This window comes from Jannaschia maritima (assembly GCF_030973515.1).
Taxonomy (GTDB): Bacteria; Pseudomonadota; Alphaproteobacteria; order Rhodobacterales; family Rhodobacteraceae; genus Jannaschia; species Jannaschia maritima.
Genome location: NZ_JARGZA010000006.1, coordinates 26,215 through 51,284 on the forward strand (window position 1 = coordinate 26,215; position 25,070 = coordinate 51,284).

Here is a 25,070-nt window from a genome sequence, read left to right on the forward strand (position 1 = left end):
GAAATGCGCGTGCCCATCCCTCGGATGCGGATTTGCGCGGACGGGGACGCCCGTCATGGGTGCGGACGCGTCAGGACGTCCCCAGGATCCGATCCTTGTCCAAGCCGAGCTTCACGATCTTCTCGTTCAATGTGCGGCGCCCCAGGCCCAGATGGGCTGCCACGTCGTCCATGCGGCCGTCATGCGCGCGCAGGGCGCGTCCGATCAGGCGGCGCTCGAAGGCGGCGACGGCCTCGCGCAGGGTGGGGGCCATCGGCGCGTCGGGGGTGCCGGCCAGGATGGCGCGGGCGACCCGCCCCCTTCCCGGGGGCTGCAGGGCGGCGCGTTCGGCCACCGCGCGCAGCTCGCGCAGGTTGCCGGGCCAGGGATGCGCGATCAGGAGCGAAAGGTCGTCCGGGTCCAGCGCGGGCGGGGGCGCGTCCGGAGCGAGGTCGCCCCATTCCAGCAGGAACAGGTCCACCACGTCGTCCGGCCGGTCCCGCAGGGCCGGCACGGGCAGGACGTGCCCGGCCAGCCGCCACCGCAGGTCGGGCAGCATGGTGGCGACGTGACCCTCGCTCACGGTGCACAGCAGCCGGAGACCGTGCGGCAGGTGCGGCACCAGCCGGGCCTGGGCCGCGCGGTCGAGCGCATCGACCCCTTCCAGCAGCACGGTGCCCCCCGCGGGGACCGCGGCCCCCGGCAGGGCGTCCGCGGGCAGGACCGCGAAGTCCGCCCCGGGGCCCGGACCGTTGTCGTGGATCGCGCGCGCGATCGCCGCCCTGCGGGTGCCGGGCGGCCCTTCGATCGTCAGGGGGTGGGTGGCGGCGGCGGCGTCCAGGATGCCCCGGCGCAGGGCCGTGGCGGACGTCGAGCCGCCATGCGCGATGCGGTCGAGGGCCGACATGCCGTCCATCCGCGCGCGCAGGGTCGCGGCATGGCGCCCGTTGCGCCGGGTGCGGGCCGCGTGGTCCAGGGCGCTGCGCAGGGCATCGGGGTGGCATGGCTTCTCCAGGAACCCGTGGGCGCCGGCCTGCACGGCCTCGACCGCGGTGGCGATGTCGCCGAAGGCGGACAGCAGCACGACGGGCGGGGCGTCGGGGCCGCGCAGGGCCTGCACCACGTCCAGCCCGGACAGGCCGGGCATCCGCAGGTCGCACAGGACGACGTCGGGCGGATCGCTGCGGGTCGCCGCGATCCCGTCGGCGCCGCGCGCGGCTGTGTCCACGCGCCACCCGGCGCGGGTCAGCAGCATGCGGGTCGAGTCGCGCATCGCGGAATCGTCGTCGATCACCAGCACGTGCAGGGGCGCGTCCGTCATGCGGGCGGCAGGCGGAGCACGAAGGCCGCGCCCCCGAGGTCGGAGGTCCGCGCCGTCATCGTCCCGCCATGCTCGCGCACGATCTCGGCGGCGATGGCCAGCCCCAGACCGGTCCCCTCGCCGGAAGCGCGGGTGGTGAAGAAGGGCTCCACCGCGGCGTCGAAGGGGACGGGCAGGCCGGGTCCGCTGTCGGCGATGGTCAGGACGACCGCATCGCCGTCCCGCGCCGCGGTCACGCGGACGATGCGGTTCTCGGCCCCCTCCAGGGCATCGAGCGCGTTGCGGATCAGGTTGACGGCGACCTGTTCCAGCCGCCCGGCATCGCCGCGCACGGTGGGCGCCGCGTCCGGCAGGCGCAGAACGGCGTCTAGGCGCTCCACCTCCCCGGCGAGCACGTCGGCGGCATAGCGCAGGACGTCGTCCAGGGGCACGGCGCGCATGGCGGGGGGTTCGGCGCGCGCGAAGAAGCGCAGCTGCCGCGCGATGCCGTCCAGGCGGTCCAGGAGGTCGTCGATGCGGCGGCCGGTCTCGGTCGTCGCGGTGCCGTCGGCGTGCAGATAGTTGCGCATCGCCGCGATGGGCTGGCCCAGTTCGTGGCAGACGCTGGCCGCGACGCGGCCCAGCACGGCCAGCCGGCCCGCGCGCAGCAGTTCGGCCTGCGCCCGGGACAGCTGCGCCTCCGCCGCCTGCCGGTCCGCGACCTCCCGCGTCAGGCGGCGGTTCATCCGGCGCAGCGCGACCTCCTTGGCCTCCACCCGGCGCAGGTCGGCGGTCGCGCGGATGGCCCGGCGCCCGGCCCATGCGAAGGAGGCCAGCGCCATGCCCAGCGCCACCGCCCCCGCCACGGCGAAGGCCCACAGCGCCGCCCGGCCCGTGGCGGGCCGATAGCCGACCGTCCAGGGCATGCCGTCGAGGGGCTGCATCAGCATCCCCGCGGGCACGGGCAACGGGTCGGACAGGGCGGCTGCCGCGCCGAACTGACGGGTGGCGGCCAGCCGCGCCAGGGTCGCGTCGTCCAAGGCGGCCACGGGGCGATAGCGCCAGTCGTCGCGCGAGGTCAGGACCGTGATGCCGTCGGCGTTCAGGACGCGCACGGCCTCGTCGGCGCGGGCCCAGTCCCGCTCCAGCCGGGACAGGTCCAACTTGACGGCCAGGACGCCCGCGACGTCGCCCGCGGCGTCACGGACGGGTTCCGCGATGAAGTGACCGGGACGCCGGGTCGTCGCGCCGACCCCGAAGAAGGTGCCCGTCCCGCCCCGCAGCGCGTCGCCCACATAGGGCCGGAAGGCATAGGACTGGCCCACGAAGGATCCCGGACCGCCCGCGTTCGACGCCGCCAGGGTCAGCCCGGACCGGTCCATCAGGTAGATCGCATCCACGCCCGCGCGTGCCGCGATGCCCGCCAGCTTGGCGTCCAGGGGCCCGGGCGGCGCGCCCGCGGCGACCGCGCCCACGAGGGGGTCGTCCGCCAGGACGTGCGGCAGATGGGCGACGCGACCCAGTTCGGCCTCGATGCCGGACGCATAGAGCGCGAGGCGGCCGGCCGCGCGCGCCCCCTCGATCCGTGCCAGCAAGGTCAGCGTCACGGCGAAGGCCAGCGCCGCGGCCAGCACGGTCGCCCCGAGCGCCAGGGCACCCAGGCGCAGCGCGGGCCGATCGGCGGAAAGGGGCAGGCGCAGTTCCATCGCGATCCAGGTTACAGCATCCATCCGGCGGGGGCCTTGCGGAAATCCGCAGGGCGGAAAAAGGGGATCCTGCGGATTAATTCCGATTGCGTGCCGCGCGGATGCGATAGCACGATGCCACGCACGATCCCCTGGGAGGAGAGAGAGAATGTTCAAGACCATCGTCCTGGCCGCCACCGCGTCGGCCATCGCCCTGCCCGCCCTGGCGGAGGAATGGGACGTCAGCCTGTGGGGCAAGCGCCGCGCCTTCACGGAGCACGTCGAGAAGCTGGCCGAATTGGTCAGCGAGAAGACGGGTGGCGAGTTCACGCTGAACATCAGCTATGGCGGCCTGTCCGGCGAGCGCGAGAATCTGGACGGCATCAGCATCGGCGCGTTCGAGATGGCGCAGTTCTGCGCGGGCTATCATCCCGACAAGAACCCGTCGCTGACCGTGCTGGAGCTGCCGTTCCTGGGCGTCGAGACCCTGGAGGAGGAGCGCGAGATCAGCCAGGCCGTCTATGCCAGCGACGCCGTGCGCGACGACCTGGCGCGGTGGAACGCGACCGCCCTGATGCCCAGCCCGCTGCCGCAGTACAACCTGGTCGGCAAGGGCGCGGTGCCGTCCTCGCTGGCGGACCTGTCGGGGCTGTCGGTCCGCGCGACGGGCGGGATCGGCGACGCGATGGCCGAACTGGGCGCGACCCCGACCTCCATGAGCGCAACGGAGGTGCGGCAGGCCATGGATTCGGGCGTGGTGCAGGCGGTGTCCTTCGCGCCGCACGCGCACATGTCCTTCGGCACGGCGGACGCGGCCGATTGGTGGACCACGAACCTGAACCCCGGCACGGTCAACTGCCCCGTGGTCGTCAACACCGACGCGCTGAACGGCCTGTCGGACGCGCACCGCGAGGCGCTGCTGGGGTCCGTGGACGAGGCGCTGGACTACTACGTCCAGTACTACAACGACGAGACGATGGCCGCCTGGGGTCCCCTGCTGCAGGAGAACGGCATCGCGGAGGTCAGCTTCGACCCCGACAACCTGGCGGATCTGAAGGCGCGCGTGGCCGAGCCCGCCGCCGCCGCCTGGGTCGAGGAGAACAGCGCCCGGGGCATCGACGCGCAGGGCCTGCTGGACATGGTGCAGACCATGGCGGCCGAGCAGTGATCGACGTCCGCGTGTGACGACGGCACGGGCGGCCCCTGCGGCCGCCCGCGTTCCATCGGGGGAGGGAAATCCATGGCCGGAACCGCCAACGTCCGCGAGGACGCGTCCGCGCTGTCGCGGTTGGACCGCGCCCTGTTCCGCGTCGAGACGGCGATGACGCTGATCGCGGGGCTGGCGGTGCTGTCGCTGATGCTGCTGGCGGTGGTGTCGGTGGGGGGGCGCAACTTCTTCGACACGCCGCTGCCCGGCTACGTCGACTGGATCGAGCAGATCATGCCCGCCATCGCCCTCCTGGGCATCGCCTATACCCAGCGGACGGGCGCCCATATCCGCATGGATCTGGTCGTGGGGCAATTGCGCGGCCGCACGCTGTGGATCGCCGAATGGCTGACCACGTTCGCGATGCTGGTCCTGACGGTCCTGCTGATCTGGGGCACCTGGTCGCATTTCGACCGCAGCTTCGACTGGGGCCGTCCGCTGTTCTCGGCCGACAGCTCGATGGATATCGGCCTGCCGATCTGGCCCGCCAAGCTGGTCGTCCCCGTGGCGCTGGCCGTCCTGGCCCTGCGCCTGACGCTGCAACTGGTCGGCTATGGCCGGGGCGTGCGCCACGGCGGTACGCCGGTGGGGGTGCCCCTGGTCGAGAGCCCGGCGGAGCAGGCCGCCGCCGAGGCCGCCGCGATGGAGGACCGGCGATGACCTCGCTGGAGATCGGGCTGTGGGTCACGGGCGGCCTGCTGGCGCTGGTCGTCCTGGGGATGCGGGTCGGGTTCGCCGCAGCCCTGTCCGGGGTCGCGGGCCTGGTCTGGATCTTCTGGGAGAAGAAGGACTACGCCTGGAGCGAGTTCGGCTGGGCCCTGGGCGTCGCGGTCAAGACGGCCGGGCAGATCCCCCATTCCAAGACCGCCAGCCAGGCGCTGTCGCTGATCCCGATCTTCATCCTGATCGGCTATCTGGCGTATCAGGCCGGCCTGACGCGCGCCCTGTTCGAGGCGGCGAAGCGCTGGGTCGGCTGGCTGCCGGGGGGCCTGGGCGTGGCGTCGGTCTTCGCCACCGCGGGCTTCTCGGCCGTGTCGGGGGCATCCGTCGCGACGTCGGCCGTGTTCGCGCGCATCGCCATCCCCGAGATGCTGGCGCTGGGCTACGACAAGCGGTTCGCGGCGGGCGTCGTGGCGGCGGCCGGGACGCTGGCATCGCTGATCCCGCCCTCCGCCATCCTGGTGATCTACGCCATCATCGTGGAGGAGGACGTGGGCGCCTTGCTGTTGGCGGGGTTCCTGCCGGGCGCGTTCAGCGCGCTGGTCTATGGGGGGCTGGTGGTGGGGCTGGCGCTGGTGTGGCGCAAGCTGGGGCCGCCCGTGGGCGGGTTCACATGGGGCGAACGGTTCCGCGCCCTGCCCGGCGCGCTGCCGATCTTCGCGGTGATCGCGCTGATCATCCTGTTCGTCTACAACCCCTTCGGCGAGGCGTTCGGCACGCCCACCGAAGGGGGCGCCCTGGCCGCGGCGCTGATCCTGTGCATCGCGTTGGCCAAGGGCACGCGCTGGACGGAACTGAAGGGCGCGCTGCTGGAGACCGCCAAGCTGACGGCGATGATCTTCACGATCATCTGGGGCGTGCTGATCTATGTCCGGTTCCTCGGATTCGCCGACCTTCCGAACGCGTTCGCCGACTGGATCGGCGGGCTGAACCAGTCGCCGATGCTGACCTTGGTCCTCATCCTGCTGGCCTATGCGGTGCTCGGCATGTTCATGGACGCGATCGGGATGCTGCTGCTGACGCTGCCCATCGTGTTCCCCGCGGTGATCGCGCTGAACGGGGGTCCGGGGGTCACGGCGGCGGAATCGCCGTTCGGATTATCGTCGGGGGAGGTCGGGATCTGGTTCGGGATCCTCGTGGTGAAGATGGCGGAGTTCTGCCTCATCACCCCGCCCATCGGCCTGAACTGCTTCGTGGTGGCGGGGGTGCGCGACGACCTTTCGGTGCAGGACGTGTTCCGTGGCGTGACGCCGTTCTTCGTCGCCGACGCGCTGACCATCGCCGCGCTGGTGGCGTTTCCGGGCATCGTGATGTGGCTGCCGCGACTGCTGGGATTCTAGCCTGCGTCGGGGGTGTGATTCGGGACGTGTTCGGCGTTTGGCGTGGTCGTAACGCCGAACGCCGACGCGGGGGGGACCGATTTCCGTCGAATCGTCCGGGTCTGAAATTCGTCCAACGATATCAACGCCGTTGCGCGGTTCGGTCGAATGAGGGGCATCCCGTTCGCGGCACGGTGCCGCATGCACCCCCCGTACACCCCCCGTACACCCCCCGTACATACGCGCGGGCAGACGGGGGGTCGTGCGGGGCAGGGGGGTTGCCGTGCGGTGGTGTTCCGTGCCGGGGGGTGGTCCGGCGGCCTGAAGGTGCCGGGGCACCTCGTAGATCGAGGCCCCGGGTCAAGCCCGGGGTGCGTGCGCCGGCGGCGCGGTGCGCCGTGCGGGTCGGGGACCCGGGTCGAGCCCGGGGCGCCGGCCCCTCACTCCGCCGAACAGCCCCCGTCACGCAGGCAGGACAGGACCCGGGCTTCGACGTCGGGCGTGGCCGCGAACACGTCGCGGGGGCACGGACCGATGGTCAGCACGTAGCCCGCGCCCGCGTCGCGGCGCAGGAACATCACCGCCTCGCCGTCCGGCGGGGTGCCGCACCAGGGGCCGGCGCAGGCCAGGTCGAGGCGGACGGGCAAGGTCACGGGGCGGTCGAAGCCGTCGCGCGTCAGGGTCTCGCCCCGGAACGTCCCCGTCAGGCTGTAGGGTTCGGGTTCCGCGGCATCGACGGCCCCACGGACCGTCTGGCCGGGGTCGAGCGCGATCGTCCCGCGACCGACGTGATAGATGTCCGGCGCCTCGTCGGCATAGCCGTAGCTGCGGGTCACGTCGGGGCGCAGGCAGGACAGGGCCGCGGCGGGCTGCACGCCCACGGCCAGCAACGCCATCGCCAGACCCGCGCGGATCACGCCATCACCCCGAAGCCGCGCAGGACGGCCGTGTAGATGTCGCGCTTGAAGGGCACGATGCTGTCCAACAGCGCGCCCGCGTCCATCCACCGCCATTGCGCGAACTCCCGGTCGTGGGCGTCCAGGTCCACCGCGTCGTCCGGCCCGTCGTAGCGCATGTGGAACCAGCGCTGCTCCTGCCCCTTGAAGCGGCCCTTCCACAGGGTCCGCGCCAGGTCGGGAGGCAGGTCGTAGCGCAGGGGGTCGGGCCGTTCCGCCACGATCCTGACGGCATCGGCGGCCAGGCCCGTCTCCTCGGCCAGCTCGCGCAGGGCGGCGGCGCGGGCGTCCTCGCCCGGGTCCACCCCGCCCTGCGGCATCTGCCAGGCGCCGAGGTTGTCCAGCCGCTCGCCGGCCCAGACCAGGCCGGCGGGGTTCGTCAGGCAGACGCCCACGTTGGGACGATAGGCGCCGCCGCCGCCGTCGCTCATTCGTCGACCAACTCCGCCAGGTCGATGGCGGACAGGCCCTTCAGGATGTCGATGGCATAGGCCAGCTGGTAATCCTCGTCGCGCAGCTTCGCGGCCTCCTCGGCGGCGGCCTGCTCCTCGCGGACCTGCTCCTGCTGGTCCTCGGTCAGGCTGTCGTTGTCGAGCGACCCGCGCAGGCCCGCCTCCGTCCGGTTGGGCCGTTCGGGCGCGTCGTCCTCCGCCTCCTCGCCTTCCAGCGCGGGGACGCGGGGGGGCTGCTGCACGACGATGTCGGGCGAGATGCCCAGCGCCTGGATCGAGCGTCCCGACGGCGTGTAGTAGCGCGACGTCGTCAGGCGGATGGCCCCGTCGCCCTGCACGGGCATGATGGTCTGGACCGATCCCTTGCCGAACGACTTGGTGCCCACGACGACCGCGCGGCGGTGGTCCTGCAGCGCGCCGGCCACGATCTCGGACGCGGACGCCGAGCCCCCGTTGATCAGGACGACCATCGGCTTGCCGTCGATCAGGTCGCCCGGCGTCGCGTTGAAGCGGTCGCCGTCGCGCGGATCGCGGCCGCGGGTCGACACGACCTCGCCCTGCTCCAGGAAGGCGTCGGACAGGTCGATGCCCGCGTTCAAGAGGCCGCCGGGATTGTTGCGCAGGTCCAGGACGACGCCGTTGATCGCGTCCAGGCCGCCCATCTCGTCCAGAACCGTTTCCAGGCCCTCGCGGACCTGGGGGACGGATTGCTCGTTGAACGTGGCCACGCGGATCACGACGCTGTCGCCTTCCTGGCGGACGCGGGCGGCGGTCAGCTTGATCGTGTCGCGGGTGATGGTGATGTCGATGGGCTCCTCCAGCCCTTCGCGCACGACCGTGATCAGCACGTCGGACCCCACGGGCCCGCGCATCATCTCGACCGCGTCCTCCAGCGACAGGCCGAGCAGGTTCTCGCCGTCCACGGCGGTGATGAAGTCGCCCGCCTCGACGCCCGCCTCGTAGGCCGGGGTGCCGTCCATCGGCGTGATGACCTTGATGAAGCCTTCCTCCTGCGTGACCTCGATCCCCAGGCCGCCGAACTCGCCGCGGGTGTCGACCTGCATGTCCTCGAAGTCGCGGGGCGGCAGGAAGCCCGAATGGGGGTCGAGCGAGGTCAGCATGCCGTTGATCGCGGCCTCGATCAGCTCGCCCTCGTCGACGTCCTCGACGTACTGGCTGCGGATCCGCTCGAAGACGATGCCGAACAGGTCGAGCTGCTCGTACACGGAGGACTCGTCGGCCTCCTGCGCCAGGACCGGACCGGCGACCTGCGTCGTCACCAGGATGCCGGCCAGGATGCCGCCGCCTGCGGCCATCGCGAACTTGTTCATGTCCCTATCCCTGCTCTACGGCGAACCAGCCCGCCGGATCCACGGACCTGCCGCCCGTCCTTACCTCGACATAAAGCGTCTCCGTGCGCGGAACGCCACCTCCGGCGGTGGCGGCCTGCCGAAAATCGCCCGCCCCCCCGGGGGATCCCCCCATCGCGCCCAGCGGATCGCCCGGCGCCACGACGTCCCCACGGGCCACATAGGCTTCCCCCAGCCCGGCGAGAACGACAAGGGCGCCCGCCGCAGGCTCCAAGACGATCACGATGCCGTAATCGAGGAGCGGTCCGGCATGGCGCACGGTGCCCGTCAGGGGGGATTGCAGCAACGCGCCCGGGGCCGCGGCGAGGACCAGGCCGGGCCGCGTGACGCCCGCGGCGTCCGTCGCCCCGAAGGGCCGCAGGAGGACGGCGTCCAGGGGCAGCGGCACCGGGCGGTCGGGCAAAGCTGCGTTCCCAGGCGCGGCGGGCAGCGCGCCGAGGCCGTCGGCGAAGTCGGCCAAGTTCGCGGCGCGCGCCAGCAGGTCGTCCAGCCGCGCGTCGTCGGCCAGGCGCGGGGGCAGATCGGTGCGGTCCGACACGGCGCGCGACAGGGCGGCGCGGGCCGCCTGCACCCCGGCCAGCCCTTCGGTCAGGTCGGCCACGGCCGCGTCCTCCAGGGCGCGCAGGGTGGACAGGCGCGCGACGTCGGCGCGCAGGGCAGCGGCGCGGGCGTCGAGCGCGGGCGCGGCATGGCCCAGGAGCATCGCGGCGCGCGCGGTGCCCAGGGCGCCGTCGGGATGCAGCAGCAGCACCGGGTCCGGCGCGCGGTCCAGCGCGGCCAGCGCGCCCAGGAGCGACGCGACCCGGTCGTCCCGCACGGCCAGGTCGCCCGCGAGCGCGCGGCGCGACAGGTCGATCCGGCGCAGGTCGGCGCGCAGGGCCGCGAGCCCGTCCTCGTAGGCGCGGACCGCCTCGCCCAGGGCGCGGATCCGGTCGGGCGCGGTGCGCGCCTCGGCCAGCAGGGCGCCCGCCCGCCCGATCGCCGCGGAGGCCGCGCGCACGTCGTCCGACCCCTGCGCGCGGACCGCCGGGGCCGGCAGGACGGCCGCGCCGATCCACAGCAGGAGGACCGCCAGGATCAGGCGAACAGGCATCGGCCGGTCATCTGCTCGGGCGGGTCGATCCCCATCAAGGCCAGTAGCGTCGGCGCCAGGTCGGCCAGGCGCCCGTCGGACATCGCGGCGCCCGCGGGGCCGCCCCACAGGATCACGGGAACGGGGTTCAGCGTGTGCGCGGTGTGGGGCCTGCCGGTGTCGGGGTCGATCATCGTCTCGCAGTTGCCGTGATCGGCGCAGACGATCATCGCGCCGTCCGTGCCTTCCAGCGCGGCCAGGGCGCGGCCCAGCCCCGCATCCACCGCCTCGCAGGCGCGGGCGGCGGCGCCGAGGTCGCCCGTGTGCCCCACCATGTCCGGGTTCGCGTAGTTGACGACGATCAGGTCGTAGCCCGCCCCGATCGCGTCCACGAAGGCGTCCGTCACCGCCTGGGCCGACATCTCCGGCGCCAGGTCGTAGGTCGCGACCCGGGGCGAGGGGGGCATGGTCCGGTCCTCGCCCGGCTCCGGGGCCTCCCTGCCGCCGTTGAGGAAGAAGGTCACGTGGGGGTACTTCTCCGTTTCCGCCACGTGGAACTGCCGCAGGCCGTGGCGCGACACCCAGGCCGCGAGCGTGTTCTCGACGACGGCCTTGGGGAAGATCGCCTCCATGAACCCGTCATGCGCCTCCGAATAATCCACCATCCCCAGGAGCGACAGCGCGGGCCGGTCGGCCACGTCGAAGCCCGCGAAGGCCGGATCGCCCAGGGCGGACAGGATCTCGCGCGCGCGGTCGGCGCGGAAGTTGGTGCACAGGACCCCGTCGCCGTCCGCCATGCCGCCGTATCCGTCCAGCACGGTGGGGCGGACGAACTCGTCGCCCTCGCCCCGCGCGTAGGACAGCGTCACGGCGTCCGCGGCGTCGGCGGCGGCCTCGCCCCGGCCCCGCGCCATCGCGTCGTAGGCCAGCCGCACCCGGTCCCAGCGGCTGTCGCGGTCCATCGCGTAGTAGCGCCCCGACAGGGTGCCGACGGTCACGCCGCGGGGCAGCTCGCGCAGGCGGTCCACGAACCCTTCGGCCGACCGGGGGGCCACGTCGCGGCCGTCGGTGACGGCATGCAGGACGACGGGCAGCCCCGCCTGCCGCAGGATGCCGCAGGCCTCGATCACGTGGTCGATGTGGCCGTGGACCCCGCCGTCGGAGATCACGCCGATCACGTGCGCCGTGCCGTCGCGCGCGCGCAGGGCGGCGATCCAGTCCTTCAGCGCGTCCACGTCGCGGAACGCGTCCGTGGCGAAGGCGTGGTCGATCAGGCCCAGGTCCATGCGCACCACGCGCCCGGCGCCGATGTTCATGTGCCCGACCTCCGAGTTGCCCATCTGCCCGTCCGGCAGGCCCACGTCGGGTCCGAAGGTGGTCAGGGTGGCATGGGGGCAGGTCGCCATCAGGCGGTCGAAATGGGGCGTGTCCGCCCTGTCGGGCGCGGACTGCTCGGGCCGGTCCGAGATCCCCCATCCATCCAGGATGCACAGGACGACGGGCTTGCGGGTCATGGGGGGTCCTCCGGGTGCGGGCGCGTTCGGCCGGGACCCTAGGGGACCGCTAGGCGCGATGGTAGGGCCCGCCCGACAGGATGCTGGCCGCGCGGTACAGTTGTTCGGCCAGCATGACGCGGGCCAGCATGTGCGGCCACACCATGCGCCCGAAGGACACGGCGCGGTCGGCGCGGGCGCGCAGCGCGGGGTCGAGGCCGTCCGCGCCCCCGATCATCAGGCACAGGTCGCGCGCGTCGTCGCGGTAGCCCGCCAGCATGGCTGCGATGTCGGGCGAGGTCGCGAGCGTTCCGCGTTCGTCCAGGGCGACCAGCGCGGCGCCGGCGGGGACGGCGCGCGACAGGGCCTCGGCCTCCGACGGGCGGCCTTCGACCTCGACCATCGCCACGGGGGGCAGGCCCGTGGCGCGCCCGGCCTTGGCGAAGCGGTCCAGGTAGTCGGTCAGCAGCGTCCGCTCCGGGCCCCGGCGCATGCGCCCGACGGCCAGCAGCGTGATGCGCATGTCAGCTGGGGCGCTGCGCGTCGCCCGTGCCGTCCTGCCACATCGCTTCGAGCTGATAGAACTCGCGCACCTCCGGACGGAAGATGTGGACGATCACGTCGCCCGCATCGACGAGGACCCAGTCGCCCTGCCCCTTGCCTTCGGTGCGGGGCGCGCGGCCCAGGACGGGCTTCAGGCGGTCGGACAGCTTCTCGGCGATCGCGGTGACCTGGCGCGAGGACCGGCCGGAGCAGACGATCATGTGGTCGGCGACCGACGACTTGCCGCGCAGGTCGATGGCGACCACGTCCTCCGCCTTGTCGTCGTCCAGGGACTTCAGCGTCAGCGCCAGCATGGTGTCGACCGCCGTGGCGCCGGCCTTGCGGCCCGCGGCGGCGTGGTTCGTGTTCAACGTCTCGACAGACAGATCCCATCCCTCCGGCTCGGGGCGGCACCGGGCTGGTGCCCATTGCGTAAGCTAGCATCGCCGGACGGTTCCGGCAACGCCAGCCCTCAGATGGTGGCGGGGAGCCGTGGGTTCAATCGGGGGGGTTTCCGCCGTCGCGGGCGGGTGCGGCGTCGGCGTCGGCGTCGCCCAGCATCCGAACCTCCCGCTGGGGGAAGGGGATGGAGACGCCGTTGGCCCGGAACGCGTCCCACAGCGCCAGATAGACGTTGCCGCGGATGTTGGTCAGCCCGCCGGTGGGATCGGCGATCCAGAACCGCAGGATGTAGTCCACGCTGCTGTCCCCGAAGCCCACGATGTGGCAGACGGCGGGCTTCGACGACAGGACGCGCGGGACGCCCTGCGCCGCCTCCACCGCGACGCGGCGGACCAGGTGGGGGTCGTCGCCGTAGGCCGTGCCGAAGAAGATGTCCAAGCGCACGAAGTCGTTGGAATGGGACCAGTTGACCACGCGCGTGGTGATCAGGTCCTCGTTTGGGATGAGGTATTCCTTGCCGTCGCGCGTGGTGATGCCGACGTAGCGCGCGGTCAGCGTCGTGACCCAGCCGAACGTCTCGCCCAGGGATATCACGTCGCCGGGCTTGATCGACTTGTCGAGCAGGATGATGAAGCCCGACACGAGGTTCGAGATGACCTTCTGCAGGCCGAAGCCCAGGCCCACGCCGATGGCGCCCGACAGCACCGCGAGGCCCGTCAGGTCGACGCCAACGGCCTTCAGCCCCAGGAAGAACGCCCCCGCATAGAGCACCGTCTGCAAGAGCTTGACGATCAGCACACGCATGGACGGGCTGATGTCCTCGTTGCGCTGGATGCGCGCGCCGGTCGTCGTGGCGACGAAGCGCGCGCCGGTGAACAGGATCCCGATCAGCACGAGCGCGGTCAGGACCGCCAGCATCGAGATGCGCAGGTCGCCGATGCTGAAGGCGACGCTGTCGAGGAACGACTCCACCGCCGGCAGGAGGCCCAGGTAAAACAGCGTGACCCAGATCCACAGCCCCCAGGCCACGATGCGGCGCAGGAGCGGGTTGCGCACGATCCGCGACACGAAGGCCACCAGCACCCAGGCGTTCGCGATGGTGGCGGCCAGGCCGATCAGGTAGCTGCGCGACGGCCAGGTGACCTGCTGCATCGTCCCGTAGACCGCCCAGGCCAGCGCCGCGAAGATCAGCAGCCCTAGCCGGTTGCGCACGATCACCAGCGCGCGGAGCTGCCACTTCGGACGGTCCGTGAGCGTCCGCATCCAGGCGGTCATCTGCGTCGCGGTCCAGCTGCGCAGCACGTAGGCCGACGCGCCCAGCCCCAGCAGGATCAGGACCTGCCACAGCTTCCACCCCGGCCGCAGCAGGTCGGTGCCGAAGACGCGGATCTGCGTCCAAAGCGATCCGAGTTCCTCGGTCAGGGGCACGGCCTGGAGCAGCGTCTCGTCCATGGACGCCTTGTGGAGCGCGCCGCCCCCGCGATCAACAGCCCAGGGTCGCGCGACCCGCGCGGCGATGCGTCCTAGCCCATGCCCAGGATGCCGGTGATGCGCGCATGGTCGGGTCGGTCGACACCATCGCGGCGGCCTGGAACAGGCCCACCCGCAGCGACAGCGTGCGCGCCACGTCCGGCAGGTGGATCGCGGCGCGGATCGCGGCCACGGCATCGCGATCCTGGAACAGGTCGTCCGGCAGGGCCAGGTCGAAGGTGGACGTGTCGGCGGTCAGATCGAGCATTCCGGAAGGTCCGTCGGCGGAAGGGTCCCGGCCTCCCTGGCATGCCCGGCGTGAAGGTCCGGTAAACCGTGCGCGCTTGTTTCCCCCGATCCGCCGGCGTAACGTCCGCGCCACCATGCGACGGGTGCACGACCTTTGCGATCACGACTTCCTGCCCTGGCGGTTCTTCGGCCGGGCGCATGGCGTGACCGCGCGCGGCTGATCCGCGGACGCACCCGCACCACCCGATTCCCCCATTCCTTCCCCACCCGGAGGATGCCGCCATGTCCGGCAAGACGCTCTACGACAAGATCTGGGACGCCCATCTGGCCCACGAGGCCGAGGACGGGACCTGCCTTCTGTATATCGACCGCCACCTGGTCCACGAGGTCACGAGCCCCCAGGCGTTCGAGGGGCTGCGCATGACGGGCAGGCCCGTGCGCGCGCCGGGCAAGACCATCGCCGTGCCCGACCACAACGTCCCCACCACGACCGACCGGGCCGACGCGGCCACCATGACGGAGGACAGCCGCATCCAGGTGGAGGCGCTGGACCGCAACGCGCGGGAGTTCGGGATCCACTACTACCCCGTCTCCGACGTGCGGCAGGGGATCGTCCACATCGTGGGCCCCGAACAGGGCTGGACCCTGCCCGGCATGACGGTCGTGTGCGGCGACAGCCACACGGCGACCCACGGCGCGTTCGGCGCGCTGGCCCACGGGATCGGGACGTCGGAGGTCGAGCACGTGCTGGCCACCCAGACGCTGATCCAGAAGAAGTCCAAGAATATGAAGGTCGAGATCACGGGCACGCTGCGCCCGGGCGTCACGGCCAAGGACATCACCCTGACCGTGATCGGGCGCACCGGCACGGCGGGGGGCACCGGCTACGTCATCGAGTATTGCGGCGAGGCGATCGAGGGCCTGTCGATGGAAGGCCGCATGACGGTCTGCAACATGGCCATCGAAGGCGGCGCGCGCGCCGGTCTGATCGCGCCCGACGAGACGACGTACGAATACTGCATGGGCCGCCCCCACGCGCCGAAGGGCGCCCAGTGGGAAGCCGCGCTGGCCTGGTGGAGGACGCTGCGCTCCGACGACGACGCGCATTGGGACAAGGTCGTCACGATTCGGGCCGAGGACATCGCCCCCGTCGTGACCTGGGGGACATCGCCCGAAGACGTGCTGCCGATCACGGCAGCCGTGCCCGCGCCGGGCGACTTCCAGGGCGGCAAGGTCGACGCGGCGAAGCGGTCGCTGGACTACATGGGCCTGGCGCCGGGCACGCCCCTGTCGGACGTCGCCATCGACACGGTGTTCATCGGGTCCTGCACCAACGGCCGGATCGAGGATCTGCGCGCCGCCGCCGCCATCCTGAAGGGCCGGCGCGTGAAGGACGGCATGCGCGCCATGGTCGTGCCCGGATCGGGGCTGGTCCGCGCCCAGGCGGAGGAGGAGGGCCTGGCCGACATCTTCAAGGAGGCCGGGTTCGAGTGGCGCATGGCGGGTTGCTCCATGTGCCTGGCCATGAACCCCGACCAGCTGAAGCCGGGCGAGCGCTGCGCCGCGACGTCGAACCGCAACTTCGAGGGGCGGCAGGGCCGCGGCGGGCGCACGCACCTGATGAGCCCCGCCATGGCCGCGGCGGCGGCGGTGACCGGCAAGCTGACCGACGTGCGCGAGATGATGTGACGGTTCCGTCCGCGGCGTGCGGGACGGAACCCGGACGCCGCTTGCGTGTCGCACCACCGTCCCCGGGCCGAAAGCCCGGGGACACCCCCTTCAGACGCCGCGGTCGGCCCAGCCGGCGAAGGTCCGTTCCAGCGCGACCACGACGTAGTAGAGGACGATCCCCAGGAACGCCAAGGCGATCAGGACGGCGAACATCAGGGGATAGTCGCTGTTGGTCTTGCCCGAATCGAACAGCGCGCCCAGGCCGCGCCCGTGGGGGGACACGATCTCCATCAGGTTGGTGCCGATGAAGGCCAGCGTCACGCTGACCTTCAGGGCGCCGAAGAACTCCGGCAGGGTCTTGGGCAGGGCGATCTTGCGGAAGATGGTCGCCTGCGACGCCCCCAAACTACGCAGGATGTCGCGGTATTCGGGTTCGAGCGTGGACAGCCCGATCGAGACGCTGACCGCGATGGGGAAGAACGAGATCATGAAGGCGATCAGCACGGTGTTGAAGTCGTGCTGGCCCACGAACAGCAGCGCCACGATGGGCACGACGGTGGCCTTGGGCACCGCGTTGAAGCCCACCAGCAGCGGATAGAGCGCGTCGCGCATCGTCCGGCTGAACCCCATCACCATGCCCAGGGCGGTGCCGAAGATCACGGCCAGGACCAGCCCCGCCACCGTGCGCCACAGCGTCTGCCAGCCCATCGTCAGGAACAGTTCCCAGTACCGCCCGTAGGCCGGGATCAGGTCGGAGGGCGACGCCATCTTGTAGTTGGGCCAGCCCATCGCCCAGACCAGCGCCTCCCACAGGACGAGGAAGATCGCGATGGCGAGGAGCGGGACGAGGACCTTGCGGGCGGTCATGGCACCGCCCCCGTCACGGCGCCCTGCCGTCCCGGCGCGGGCGGGCCTGGCACCGGTTCCGGCGCGGCGGCGGCGGCGTGTTCCTCCGCCGGCGCCCGCCCCTGCGCGATCTCGATCTGGCGGCGCAGGACGGCCAGCATCTCGGCCGCCTCCGGCGTGTAGAGATGGTCCAGGTCGCGGGGGCCGGTGTCGGGCACGTCGAGGACGTACTGCGTGCGCGCGGGGCGGCCCGACAGGACGACGACGCGGTCCGCCAGGAAGATGGATTCCCGCAGGTCGTGGGTGATCAGGACGCCGGTGAAGGGTTCGCGTTCCTTCACGCGGTGCATGATCTGCCACAGATCCTCGCGCGTGAAGGCGTCGAGCGCGCCGAAGGGTTCGTCCAGGATCAGGACCTCCGGGCGGTGGATCAGCGCACGGCAGAGCGACGCGCGCTGGCGCATGCCGCCCGACAGCTCGGACGGGCGCTTGTCCTCGAACCCCTCCAGCCCCACCAGGGCCAGCAGCGCGCGGGCGCGGTCCGTGCCTTCCGCCTTCGTCATGCCGGTGCGCACGATCTCCAAGGGCAGCAGGACGTTGTCCAGGATCGTGCGCCATTCCAGCAGCACGGGGTTCTGGAACGCCATGCCGACGTTGGACCGCGGCCCCGTCACGGGCTGACCGTGGACCCGCACCTCGCCCGCGTCGGGGATCAGGAGGCCCGCGACCAGCCGCGTGAGCGTGGACTTGCCGCAGCCCGACGGCCCGACCACGGCGGTGAACCCCCCGTCCGCCACCGCGACGTCCAGGCCGTCCAGCACGGGCAGCGGACCGCCCGCCGTGCGGTAGGCATGGCGGACGCCGCGGATGTCGATCAGGGGGCCGTCGGTCATTTCAGGATGAATCCGCCCTCGGGCAGATAGGCGTCCGTGAAGTAGAGCGAGGCGTCGGGTTCGTTCTGGAACTCGTAGGTCGTGGCGATCTGCTCCAGCGCGCTGGCCATGCGGTCGCCGTCGATCGTGCCGAACCCGTTCTCGGCCACCGACTCGGTGTCCACGTTCGCGTCGATCGCCAGTTGCAGGCGGCGCCGTTCCAGGTCGGCGTCGGCGGCCGGGTTGCGCTCGATCAGCATGGGGACGACCGACCCGGGATCGGCCACGGCGTCGGACCAGCCGCGCGCGACCGCCTGCAGGAAGCCGCGCACCGCGTCGGGGTTGGCTTCGGCGAAGTCGGTGTTCACGATGACCGCGTTGCCGTAGAGGTCCACGCCGTAATCCGACATCAGCAGCGTCACCAGGTCGTCCTCCGGCACGCCCAGGCGGGCGGCGTTCAGGAACGACGTGAAGCTGAAGCCCGTGATGGCCGCGACCTCGCCCTCGGCCAGCATGGGCTCGCGCGTGGGGAAGCCCACGGGCTCCACGGTGATCCGGTCCATGTCCAGGTCGTTCTCGGCGGCGAAGATGGGGAACTGCGCCCAGGCCCCGTCGGGCGGCGGCGCGCCCAGGACGCGGTCCATCAGATCCGCGGGCTCCTCCACCCCCAGGGACCGGCGGCCGATCACGGCGAAGGGCGGCTTGTCGTAGATCATCATGGCGGCCGTCACGGGCGCGCCGGGGTTCTGGTCGAGGAACTTGATGAGGCTGTTGATGTCCGCGAAGCCCACGGGGAACGCGCCGGTGGCGACCTTCGGGATGGCGTCCAGCGATCCCGACCCGGCCTCGATCGTGACGTTCAGGTCGGCATCGGCGAAGTGCCCGTTGTCGATGGCCGCGAAGTAGGGGGCGGCGGGCCCCTCGAACTTCCAGTCGAGTGCGAAGGGCATGTCGGTCTGGGCGGCGGCGGCCGTGCCGAGGACGGCGAAGGCTGCGGTCAGGATGGCGTGTCGCATGGTGGGCTCCCCGTTCTGTCGTTCGCGCGGGATGCTGCCGCATCCGCGCGGCGAACGCCATGGGTCCCGCGGCGATATCGCCTTTCGCCGCGGCAGATGCCCAAGTCTTGGGCACGCCCTGCGGCGTCCTGCACGCTCGTCCGCCTGCCCGGCCCCGCTATGTCCGCCCGCATGGACGATTCCACGAACCAAGGCCGCGCCCTGCCCGTCCCCGCTGGGCGGCTGAACCGCATCGGACGGCTGGGCGGTCTGGGCGCGGGCGTGGCGGGACGCGCGGCCCTGGGCGGGCTGGCGGAGCTGTCGCGGGGGCGCAAGCCGGTTCTGCGCGACCTGCTGCTGACGCCCGGCAACGTGCGGCGCGTGACGGACCAGCTGGCGCAGATGCGCGGTGCGGCGATGAAGCTGGGGCAACTGGTGTCGATGGACACGGGCGACGTCCTGCCGCCCGAACTGGCGGGAATCATGGCCCGCCTGCGCGACGACGCCCACACGATGCCGCCCGCGCAGCTCAAGCAGGTGCTGGGCCGCGAATGGCCCCAGGGCTGGCTGGGGCGGTTCCGATCGTTCGACGTGAACCCGATCGCCGCCGCCTCCATCGGGCAGGTGCACCGCGCGGTGCTGCGCGACGGCCGCGAACTGGCGGTCAAGGTCCAGTACCCCGGCGTGGCAGGCAGCATCGACAGCGACGTGGCCAACGTGGGCGCCCTGATCCGCATGTCGGGCCTGCTGCCCAAGGGGTTCGACCTGAAACCCTATCTCGCGGAGGCCGCAGCACAGCTGCACGAGGAGACGGACTACGTCCGCGAAGGCCGCTGGCTGGGCTGGTGGCACGACCGCATGGCCGGCGACGGCCGCTTCGCCGTGCCCGCCCCCGTGCCCGAATGGACCACGCCGCACGTCCTGGCGATGGACTACGTCGCATCCAAGCCCATCGAGGCGGCGGCGGACGCTCCGCAGGAGGTCCGCGACCGCATCGTGACCGACCTGATCGAGCTGACCCTGCAGGAGCTGTTCGCGTTCGGCGTGATGCAGACCGACCCCAACTTCGCGAACTATCGCTGGCAGCCCGACACGGGCCGCATCGTCCTTCTGGACTTCGGCGCCACGCGCGAGATCCCCGCTGCCGTCGCGGATCTGCACCGCCGGATGCTGCGCGCGGGCCTGGACGGGGATGCGGACGGCTTGCGCGACACGACGCGGGCGATGGGCTTCGTCACCTCCGACACCGATCCCGACCATGCCGAACGCATCGACGCCATGGTGGCCACCATGTTCGACGACCTGCGCCGCGGGGGCCCGTTCGACATGGCCGCGACCGACCTGCCCGAGCGGATGCGCGACCAGGGGATCGCCCTGGCCGAGGCCGGCTACGTCCCGCCGCCCCTGCCCGTGGACATCCTGCATCTGCAGCGCAAGTTCGGCGGCATCTTCCTTCTGGGCGCGCGGCTGCGGGCGCGGGTCCCCGCGGCGGCGATGCTGGGGCGCTTCGTCTGACCCCGGTTCCCCCGGAGGGCGGAACGTGGCAGGACCGCGCGGCACGGATACGGGGGACCTGGACCATGGCTTTCGGCAAGGGATGCCACCTGCACCTGATCGACGGGTCGGCCTATATCTTCCGCGCGTTCCACGCCCTGCCGCCGCTCGCGCGCAAGTCCGACGGCCTGCCCGTGGGGGCGGTGCGCGGCTTCTGCGACATGCTGGACCGCTACGTGCAGGGGAACACCGGACCCGATGCCGCGACGCACGTGGCGGTGGTGTTCGACAAGGGGTCGATCACGTTCCGCAACGAGATCTACGACCGGTACAAGGCCAACCGGTCCGAGATGCCCGAGGATCTGCGCCCCCAGATCCCCCTGACCCGCGACGCCAGCCGGGCCTTCAACCTCTACACCATCGAGATGGAGGGGTTCGAGGCCGACGACATCATCGCGGCCCTGTCCTGCCGCGCGCGCGACGCGGGCGGGCGCGTCACCATCCTGTCGTCCGACAAGGACCTGATGCAGCTGGTCGGCGACGGGGTCGAGATGCTGGACCCGATGAAGAACAAGCGCATCGACGTGGACGGCGTGCGCGACAAGTTCGGCGTGGATCCGGCACAGGTCGTGGACGTGCAGGCCCTGGCGGGCGACAGCGTGGACAACGTCCCCGGCGCGCCGGGCATCGGGATCAAGACCGCCGCGCAGCTGATCGACGAGTTCGGATCGCTGGAGGAGCTGCTCGACCGTGCGGACGAGATCAAGCAGCCCAAGCGCCGCCAGACCCTGATCGACCACCGCGCGCAGATCGAGCTGTCGAAGCGGCTGGTCCAGCTCGACTGCGACATGGACGTTCCCGTCACGCTGGACGAGCTGGAGCTGCGCGACCCCGACCCGGACGTGTTGCTGGAGTTCCTGAACGCGATGGAGTTCCGGACCATGACCCGCAAGATCGCGGAGCGTCTGGACGCCGACGTCCCCGCCGTGATCGAGGCCGCCGCGGCGGAGGCACCGGCCGCCCCCGAGGCCACCGCGATCGACCGTTCGCTGTACGAGGTCGTGCGCGACGCGGACGCCCTGCGCGCCTGGATCGACCGCATCCAGGCCGTGGGCGCCGTCGCGGTGGACACGGAAACGACGTCGCTGGACGAGATGCGGGCCGAACTGGTGGGCGTGTCGCTGTGCACCGGGCCCGGCATGGCCTGCTACGTGCCGCTGGGCCACAAGTCGGGTGACGACGACCTGTTCGGTGGCGGCGCGCTGGCCGACGGGCAGATGCCCCTGGGCGACGCGCTGGCGATCCTGAAGCCGATGCTGGCCGATCCCGCGATCCTGAAGATCGGCCAGAACATGAAGTACGACTTCAAGGTCCTGGCGCGTCACGGCCTGGACGTGACCCCCATCGACGACACGATGCTGCTGTCCTACGCCCAGCACGCGGGCCTGCACGGGCACGGCATGGACGAGTTGGCGGACCGCTACCTGAACCACCGATGCGTGCCCATCAAGGACCTGATCGGCACCGGCAAGGCGAAGGTCACCTTCGACCGCGTCGCCATCGACAAGGCTGCCCCCTATGCCGCGGAGGACGCGGAGGTCACCTGGCGGCTGTGGGACCTGCTGAAGCCCCGCCTGCATGTCGAGCGGGTCACCCAGGTCTACGAGACCCTGGAACGCCCCATGGTCCCCGTCCTCGCGCGGATGGAGATGGCGGGCGTCATGGTCGACCGGGACCACCTGTCGCGCATGTCGGGCGCCTTCGCGCAGACCATGGCCCGGTTGGAGGCCGACATCCACGCGCTGGCGGGCAAGCCGTTCAACGTGGGCTCGCCGTCCCAGGTGGGCGAGATCCTATTCGGCGACATGGGCCTGCCCGGCGGCAAGAAGACCAAGGCGGGCAAGTGGGCCACCGGCGCCGACGTGCTGGAGGATCTGGCCACCGAGCACGACATCGCGCGGCGCATGCTGGACTGGCGCCAGGTCGCCAAGCTGAAGAACACCTATACCGACAACCTGCAGGGCCACATCGATCCCGACACGGGCCGGGTCCACACGTCCTATTCCATCGCGGGCGCCAACACGGGGCGGCTGGCTTCGAGCGATCCCAACCTCCAGAACATCCCCGTCCGCACCGAGGAGGGCCGCCGCATCCGCGAGGCCTTCGTCGCCCCCGAGGGCCGCGTGCTGGTCAGCCTGGACTACAGCCAGATCGAGCTGCGGCTGCTGACCGAGTTCGCGGACGTCCCGGCCCTGGAGGACGCGTTCCGCAAGGGCGACGACGTCCATGCCGTCACCGCGTCCGAGATGTTCGGCATCCCCTTGGCCGACATGACGCCCGACGTGCGCCGGTCGGCGAAGGCCATCAACTACGGCATCGTCTATGGCATCAGCAGCTTCGGGCTGGCCCGCAACCTGCGCATTCCACGCGACGAGGCGGGCGACTTCATCAAGCGATATTTCGAGAAGTTCCCGGGCATCAAGGACTACATGGACGCGACCACGAAAGCGGCGAAGAAGGACGGCTACGTCACCACCCTGTTCGGCCGCAAGGTCCACACGCCGGGCGTGTCCTCCAGCGGGCCCGCCGCCGGATACGCCCGCCGCGCCGCGATCAACGCGCCGATCCAGGGGTCGAACGCGGACATCATCCGCCGCGCCATGGTCCGTATGGAAGCCGCGACCCGGGGCATCGACGCGCGGATGCTGCTGCAGGTCCACGACGAGTTGCTGTTCGAGGTGGCCGAGGACGCGGCCGATGCCCTGATCGAGCGGGCGCGGGAGGTCATGGTCGCCGCCAACCTGCCCGTCCGTCCCCTGTCGGTCCCCATCGTCGTGGACGCGGGCATCGGCAAGACCTGGGCGGAGGCGCATTGACGGCGTGGGCACATAACGCGGTCGTCGTTCTGCGATTGGCCCTTGCGGCGGCGACGTTCGCCGCGACGCAGGCCCTTCTGAACGGGTACTACTTCGACGAGCTGCATCCCGGCTTCCGCGCTTTCGGATGGTTGACGGCCCTGGCCTGCGGCGGCGCGGTCCTCATGCTGGGCGCGGGCCCGCGGGAGGCGGCCGGGGTGGGCTTCCTGTCGCTCGGCGGTCTGATCGCCGCGGCGCCCATCCTGCTAATGCCGACCCTCTTCGCCCTCGTGGGCCCACATCTGGCGGACGTCCTGCTGGAATACCCCACCCCCGGCCTTCGGATCGCCATCATGGTGGGCGGCACCATCGCCCTGGCCCTGGGCCTGGTGCAGATCGGTGCCTTCGCCCTTGTGATGGGGGCGATCCCGCTGACCATAGGGTATTTCTTGTGGTATGGGCGGAGGTAATGGGACGCCAGAACACGAAAGGGTTTGAGAGATGATCGGACGGACGATCGGCGTTATCCTCGTAGCGCTACTTGGAGCGGGCTGCTCAACGCAGGGTCTACTGCAAGCGACGATGGAGCCTCAGGATCGACAGCGCTTCAACGCACTGCTCGCCGATGAAGACGCGCTTAGTGCGTTCCTCAGCAATACGACGACCCGGAATTGGGAGCCATCACATGGTACTCAGATAAACTATCTTGCGCCCGATGGAACAGCATACCTTGTATATCCGGGAGCCATGCGGACCAATTTGGGCCGCTGGAGGATCGAAGAGCGAGGAGAGACCGCGAATATCTGTTTCAACTACGGGCCAAACAGCTTCAATCCGGTGACCGGACGCCGGGGCGGCACCTGGAATTGTTGGTCGGCGGCCTGGGTCCTAGTCTCGGACGAGATCGTGGAGGGTGATCCGCTACGGCTCGTCGCACAGGATCAGCGTCCTTACCCGCAACCCTTACCGCGCGAAATCTCCGTCTCTCTTACCGAGGTAACGCAAGCCTTGGGCTATGGTCCATTGCGTGCTCGGAACAAGACGTTCGACCCGGACCGTTGAAACATCCTCGGTGATCGTCCTTCTCAACAAGCCGATGAACGTCCTGTCCCAGTTCACGCCGGAAGGGCGGTGGGAGGGGCTCGCGGGGCTGGGGTTGCCGAAGGACGTGTACGCCGCCGGGCGGCTGGACCGGGACAGCGAGGGGCTGCTGGTGCTGACCGACGACGGGCGGTTGCAGGCGCGGATCACGGAACCGAAGGCCCAGACCCCCAAGACCTACTTCGCCCTGGTCGAAGGGATACCGGACGACGCCGCGTTGCAAGCGCTGCAGGCGGGCGTGATGCTGAAGGACGGCCCGACCCGGCCCGCAGCGCTGCAACCGGTTGCAACGCCGGACTGGCTGTGGCCCCGCGACCCGCCCGTGCGTGTCCGGAAGTCCATCGCCGACACGTGGCTGCGCCTGACGATCACCGAAGGCCGCAACCGGCAGGTCCGGCGCATGTGCGCCCATGTCGGCCACCCCGTCCTGCGCCTGATCCGCTGGTCCGTGGGCGACTGGACGCTGGACGGCCTGCCCCCGGGCGAATGGCGCGAAGCATGACGGAGGTGCTGAAGGGCCGGGCGGTCGTGACGGTGCCGTCCCGCGCGGCCCTGCGGGACTGGCTGGCGGCGGTGGAGGAGTTGCTCTGCTGGGGCTGGGTCGATGCGGTCACCCAGAAGGTGGACGACGACCGGTCGGCCCATCTGATCGCACCCCGCAAGCCGACGTCGGCCTGGTCCGCGCTGAACAAGCGACTGGTGGATCAGGCCCGGGCATCCGGCGCCATGACCCCTGCGGGCGAGGCCGCGATCGCGGTGGCGCAGGGCAGCGGGACGTGGAGCTTCCTGGACGACGTGGAGGCGGGGATCGTGCCGGACGACCTGGCCGCCGTCCTGGGGACCTTGAACGCGTGGAACGCCTGGCCCCGGTCCGTCCGGCGGGGCACGCTGGAATGGATCAAGACGGCCCGGACCGCACCCACCCGCGCCAAGCGCATCGCCGACGTGGCGGACGCCGCGTCCCGCAGCCTGCGCCCATCGCCCTTCCGGCGCTGACGGGGCCGTCTTGATCGCCCCAT

The 25,070-nt window shown here is 71.3% G+C and carries 24 protein-coding genes; 10 read left to right on the forward strand and 14 right to left on the reverse strand.

The features are described from left to right. Positions 1–70: 70 nt before the first annotated feature. Entirely contained in the window at positions 71–1,300 is a 1,230-nt protein-coding gene (locus P0084_RS07020) for a sigma-54-dependent transcriptional regulator (RefSeq protein WP_308916112.1), read from the reverse strand. After that, entirely contained in the window at positions 1,297–3,009 is a 1,713-nt protein-coding gene (locus tag P0084_RS07025) for a sensor histidine kinase (protein WP_308916113.1), read from the reverse strand. The genes P0084_RS07020 and P0084_RS07025 overlap by 4 nt, the downstream gene beginning before the upstream one ends. Positions 3,010–3,133: 124 nt before the next feature. Between P0084_RS07025 and dctP the strand changes: the two genes are divergently transcribed. The 3 genes from dctP to P0084_RS07040 all read left to right on the forward strand — a co-directional run bounded on the left by dctP (position 3,134) and on the right by P0084_RS07040 (position 6,231). Next, positions 3,134–4,132 carry a TRAP transporter substrate-binding protein DctP gene (gene dctP / locus P0084_RS07030; RefSeq protein WP_308916114.1) on the forward strand — a complete coding sequence of 333 codons (999 nt, stop codon included), beginning with the start codon at positions 3,134–3,136 and terminating at the stop codon, positions 4,130–4,132. Positions 4,133–4,204: 72 nt separating this feature from the next. After that, positions 4,205–4,831, forward strand: a complete 627-nt coding sequence (locus P0084_RS07035; protein WP_308916115.1) for a TRAP transporter small permease subunit — start codon at positions 4,205–4,207, stop codon at positions 4,829–4,831. Beyond that, a complete protein-coding gene (locus P0084_RS07040) occupies positions 4,828–6,231 on the forward strand; it encodes a TRAP transporter large permease (RefSeq protein ID WP_308916116.1) in 1,404 nt (467 codons plus the stop codon). The genes P0084_RS07035 and P0084_RS07040 overlap by 4 nt, the downstream gene beginning before the upstream one ends. A 419-nt stretch (positions 6,232–6,650) precedes the next feature. Here the strand turns inward: P0084_RS07040 and P0084_RS07045 are convergent, their stop codons facing one another. The 9 genes from P0084_RS07045 to P0084_RS07085 all read right to left on the reverse strand — a co-directional run bounded on the left by P0084_RS07045 (position 6,651) and on the right by P0084_RS07085 (position 14,236). Beyond that, positions 6,651–7,127 (reverse strand): hypothetical protein, encoded by a 477-nt coding sequence (locus tag P0084_RS07045; protein ID WP_308916117.1) that lies wholly within the window; start codon positions 7,125–7,127, stop codon positions 6,651–6,653. Beyond that, a complete protein-coding gene (locus tag P0084_RS07050; RefSeq protein ID WP_308916118.1) occupies positions 7,124–7,597 on the reverse strand; it encodes an RNA pyrophosphohydrolase in 474 nt (157 codons plus the stop codon). Before P0084_RS07050 ends, P0084_RS07045 begins: the two co-directional genes overlap by 4 nt. Then, on the reverse strand, positions 7,594–8,949 hold the full coding sequence (locus tag P0084_RS07055; protein ID WP_308916119.1) for a S41 family peptidase: 1,356 nt from the start codon (positions 8,947–8,949) through the stop codon (positions 7,594–7,596). The genes P0084_RS07050 and P0084_RS07055 overlap by 4 nt, the downstream gene beginning before the upstream one ends. 4 nt (positions 8,950–8,953) lie before the next feature. Continuing rightward, the gene (locus P0084_RS07060) at positions 8,954–10,081 is read right to left on the reverse strand and encodes a murein hydrolase activator EnvC family protein (protein WP_308916120.1); all 1,128 of its coding nucleotides are present in this window, start codon (positions 10,079–10,081) and stop codon (positions 8,954–8,956) included. Further along, the gene (gene gpmI / locus P0084_RS07065; protein ID WP_308916121.1) at positions 10,066–11,574 is read right to left on the reverse strand and encodes a 2,3-bisphosphoglycerate-independent phosphoglycerate mutase; all 1,509 of its coding nucleotides are present in this window, start codon (positions 11,572–11,574) and stop codon (positions 10,066–10,068) included. Before gpmI ends, P0084_RS07060 begins: the two co-directional genes overlap by 16 nt. Positions 11,575–11,623: 49 nt before the next feature. Further along, a complete protein-coding gene (gene rlmH, locus P0084_RS07070) occupies positions 11,624–12,076 on the reverse strand; it encodes a 23S rRNA (pseudouridine(1915)-N(3))-methyltransferase RlmH (protein ID WP_308916122.1) in 453 nt (150 codons plus the stop codon). A gap of 1 nt (position 12,077) precedes the next feature. Continuing rightward, positions 12,078–12,410: a ribosome silencing factor gene (gene rsfS / locus P0084_RS07075; protein ID WP_308916302.1), complete on the reverse strand. Its 333-nt coding sequence runs from the start codon at positions 12,408–12,410 to the stop codon at positions 12,078–12,080. A 184-nt stretch (positions 12,411–12,594) separates the two neighbouring features. Then, entirely contained in the window at positions 12,595–13,950 is a 1,356-nt protein-coding gene (locus P0084_RS07080) for a mechanosensitive ion channel family protein (protein ID WP_308916123.1), read from the reverse strand. Between the two features lie 31 nt (positions 13,951–13,981). Beyond that, positions 13,982–14,236, reverse strand: coding sequence for a hypothetical protein (locus P0084_RS07085; protein ID WP_308916124.1), 255 nt, complete (start codon positions 14,234–14,236; stop codon positions 13,982–13,984). Positions 14,237–14,499: 263 nt separating this feature from the next. Here P0084_RS07085 and leuC point away from each other — a divergent pair, with 263 nt between their 5' ends. Further along, a complete protein-coding gene (gene leuC, locus P0084_RS07090; RefSeq protein WP_308916125.1) occupies positions 14,500–15,906 on the forward strand; it encodes a 3-isopropylmalate dehydratase large subunit in 1,407 nt (468 codons plus the stop codon). A 90-nt stretch (positions 15,907–15,996) separates the two neighbouring features. Here the strand turns inward: leuC and P0084_RS07095 are convergent, their stop codons facing one another. From P0084_RS07095 to P0084_RS07105, 3 genes are read right to left on the reverse strand one after another with little or no spacing between them, the layout of a single operon-like run. Next, positions 15,997–16,755, reverse strand: a complete 759-nt coding sequence (locus P0084_RS07095; RefSeq protein ID WP_308916126.1) for an ABC transporter permease — start codon at positions 16,753–16,755, stop codon at positions 15,997–15,999. After that, a complete protein-coding gene (locus P0084_RS07100) occupies positions 16,752–17,627 on the reverse strand; it encodes an ABC transporter ATP-binding protein (RefSeq protein WP_308916127.1) in 876 nt (291 codons plus the stop codon). The genes P0084_RS07095 and P0084_RS07100 overlap by 4 nt, the downstream gene beginning before the upstream one ends. Beyond that, positions 17,624–18,622 (reverse strand): ABC transporter substrate-binding protein, encoded by a 999-nt coding sequence (locus P0084_RS07105; protein ID WP_308916128.1) that lies wholly within the window; start codon positions 18,620–18,622, stop codon positions 17,624–17,626. The genes P0084_RS07100 and P0084_RS07105 overlap by 4 nt, the downstream gene beginning before the upstream one ends. A gap of 171 nt (positions 18,623–18,793) precedes the next feature. Between P0084_RS07105 and P0084_RS07110 the strand changes: the two genes are divergently transcribed. The 6 genes from P0084_RS07110 (at position 18,794) to P0084_RS07135 (ending at position 25,047) form a co-directional block, all read left to right on the forward strand. Next, entirely contained in the window at positions 18,794–20,116 is a 1,323-nt protein-coding gene (locus P0084_RS07110; RefSeq protein ID WP_308916129.1) for an ABC1 kinase family protein, read from the forward strand. 65 nt (positions 20,117–20,181) lie between these two features. Next, on the forward strand, positions 20,182–22,971 hold the full coding sequence (gene polA / locus P0084_RS07115) for a DNA polymerase I (protein ID WP_308916130.1): 2,790 nt from the start codon (positions 20,182–20,184) through the stop codon (positions 22,969–22,971). Positions 22,972–23,006: 35 nt separating this feature from the next. After that, positions 23,007–23,420, forward strand: coding sequence for a hypothetical protein (locus P0084_RS07120; RefSeq protein WP_308916131.1), 414 nt, complete (start codon positions 23,007–23,009; stop codon positions 23,418–23,420). A 31-nt stretch (positions 23,421–23,451) separates the two neighbouring features. Further along, the gene (locus P0084_RS07125; protein ID WP_308916132.1) at positions 23,452–24,012 is read left to right on the forward strand and encodes a hypothetical protein; all 561 of its coding nucleotides are present in this window, start codon (positions 23,452–23,454) and stop codon (positions 24,010–24,012) included. A 10-nt stretch (positions 24,013–24,022) separates the two neighbouring features. Further along, on the forward strand, positions 24,023–24,553 hold the full coding sequence (locus tag P0084_RS07130; protein ID WP_308916133.1) for a pseudouridine synthase: 531 nt from the start codon (positions 24,023–24,025) through the stop codon (positions 24,551–24,553). Then, complete coding sequence (locus P0084_RS07135; RefSeq protein WP_308916134.1) at positions 24,550–25,047, forward strand: YdeI/OmpD-associated family protein; 498 nt, start codon at positions 24,550–24,552, stop codon at positions 25,045–25,047. The genes P0084_RS07130 and P0084_RS07135 overlap by 4 nt, the downstream gene beginning before the upstream one ends. The last annotated feature ends 23 nt before the right edge of the window (positions 25,048–25,070 follow it).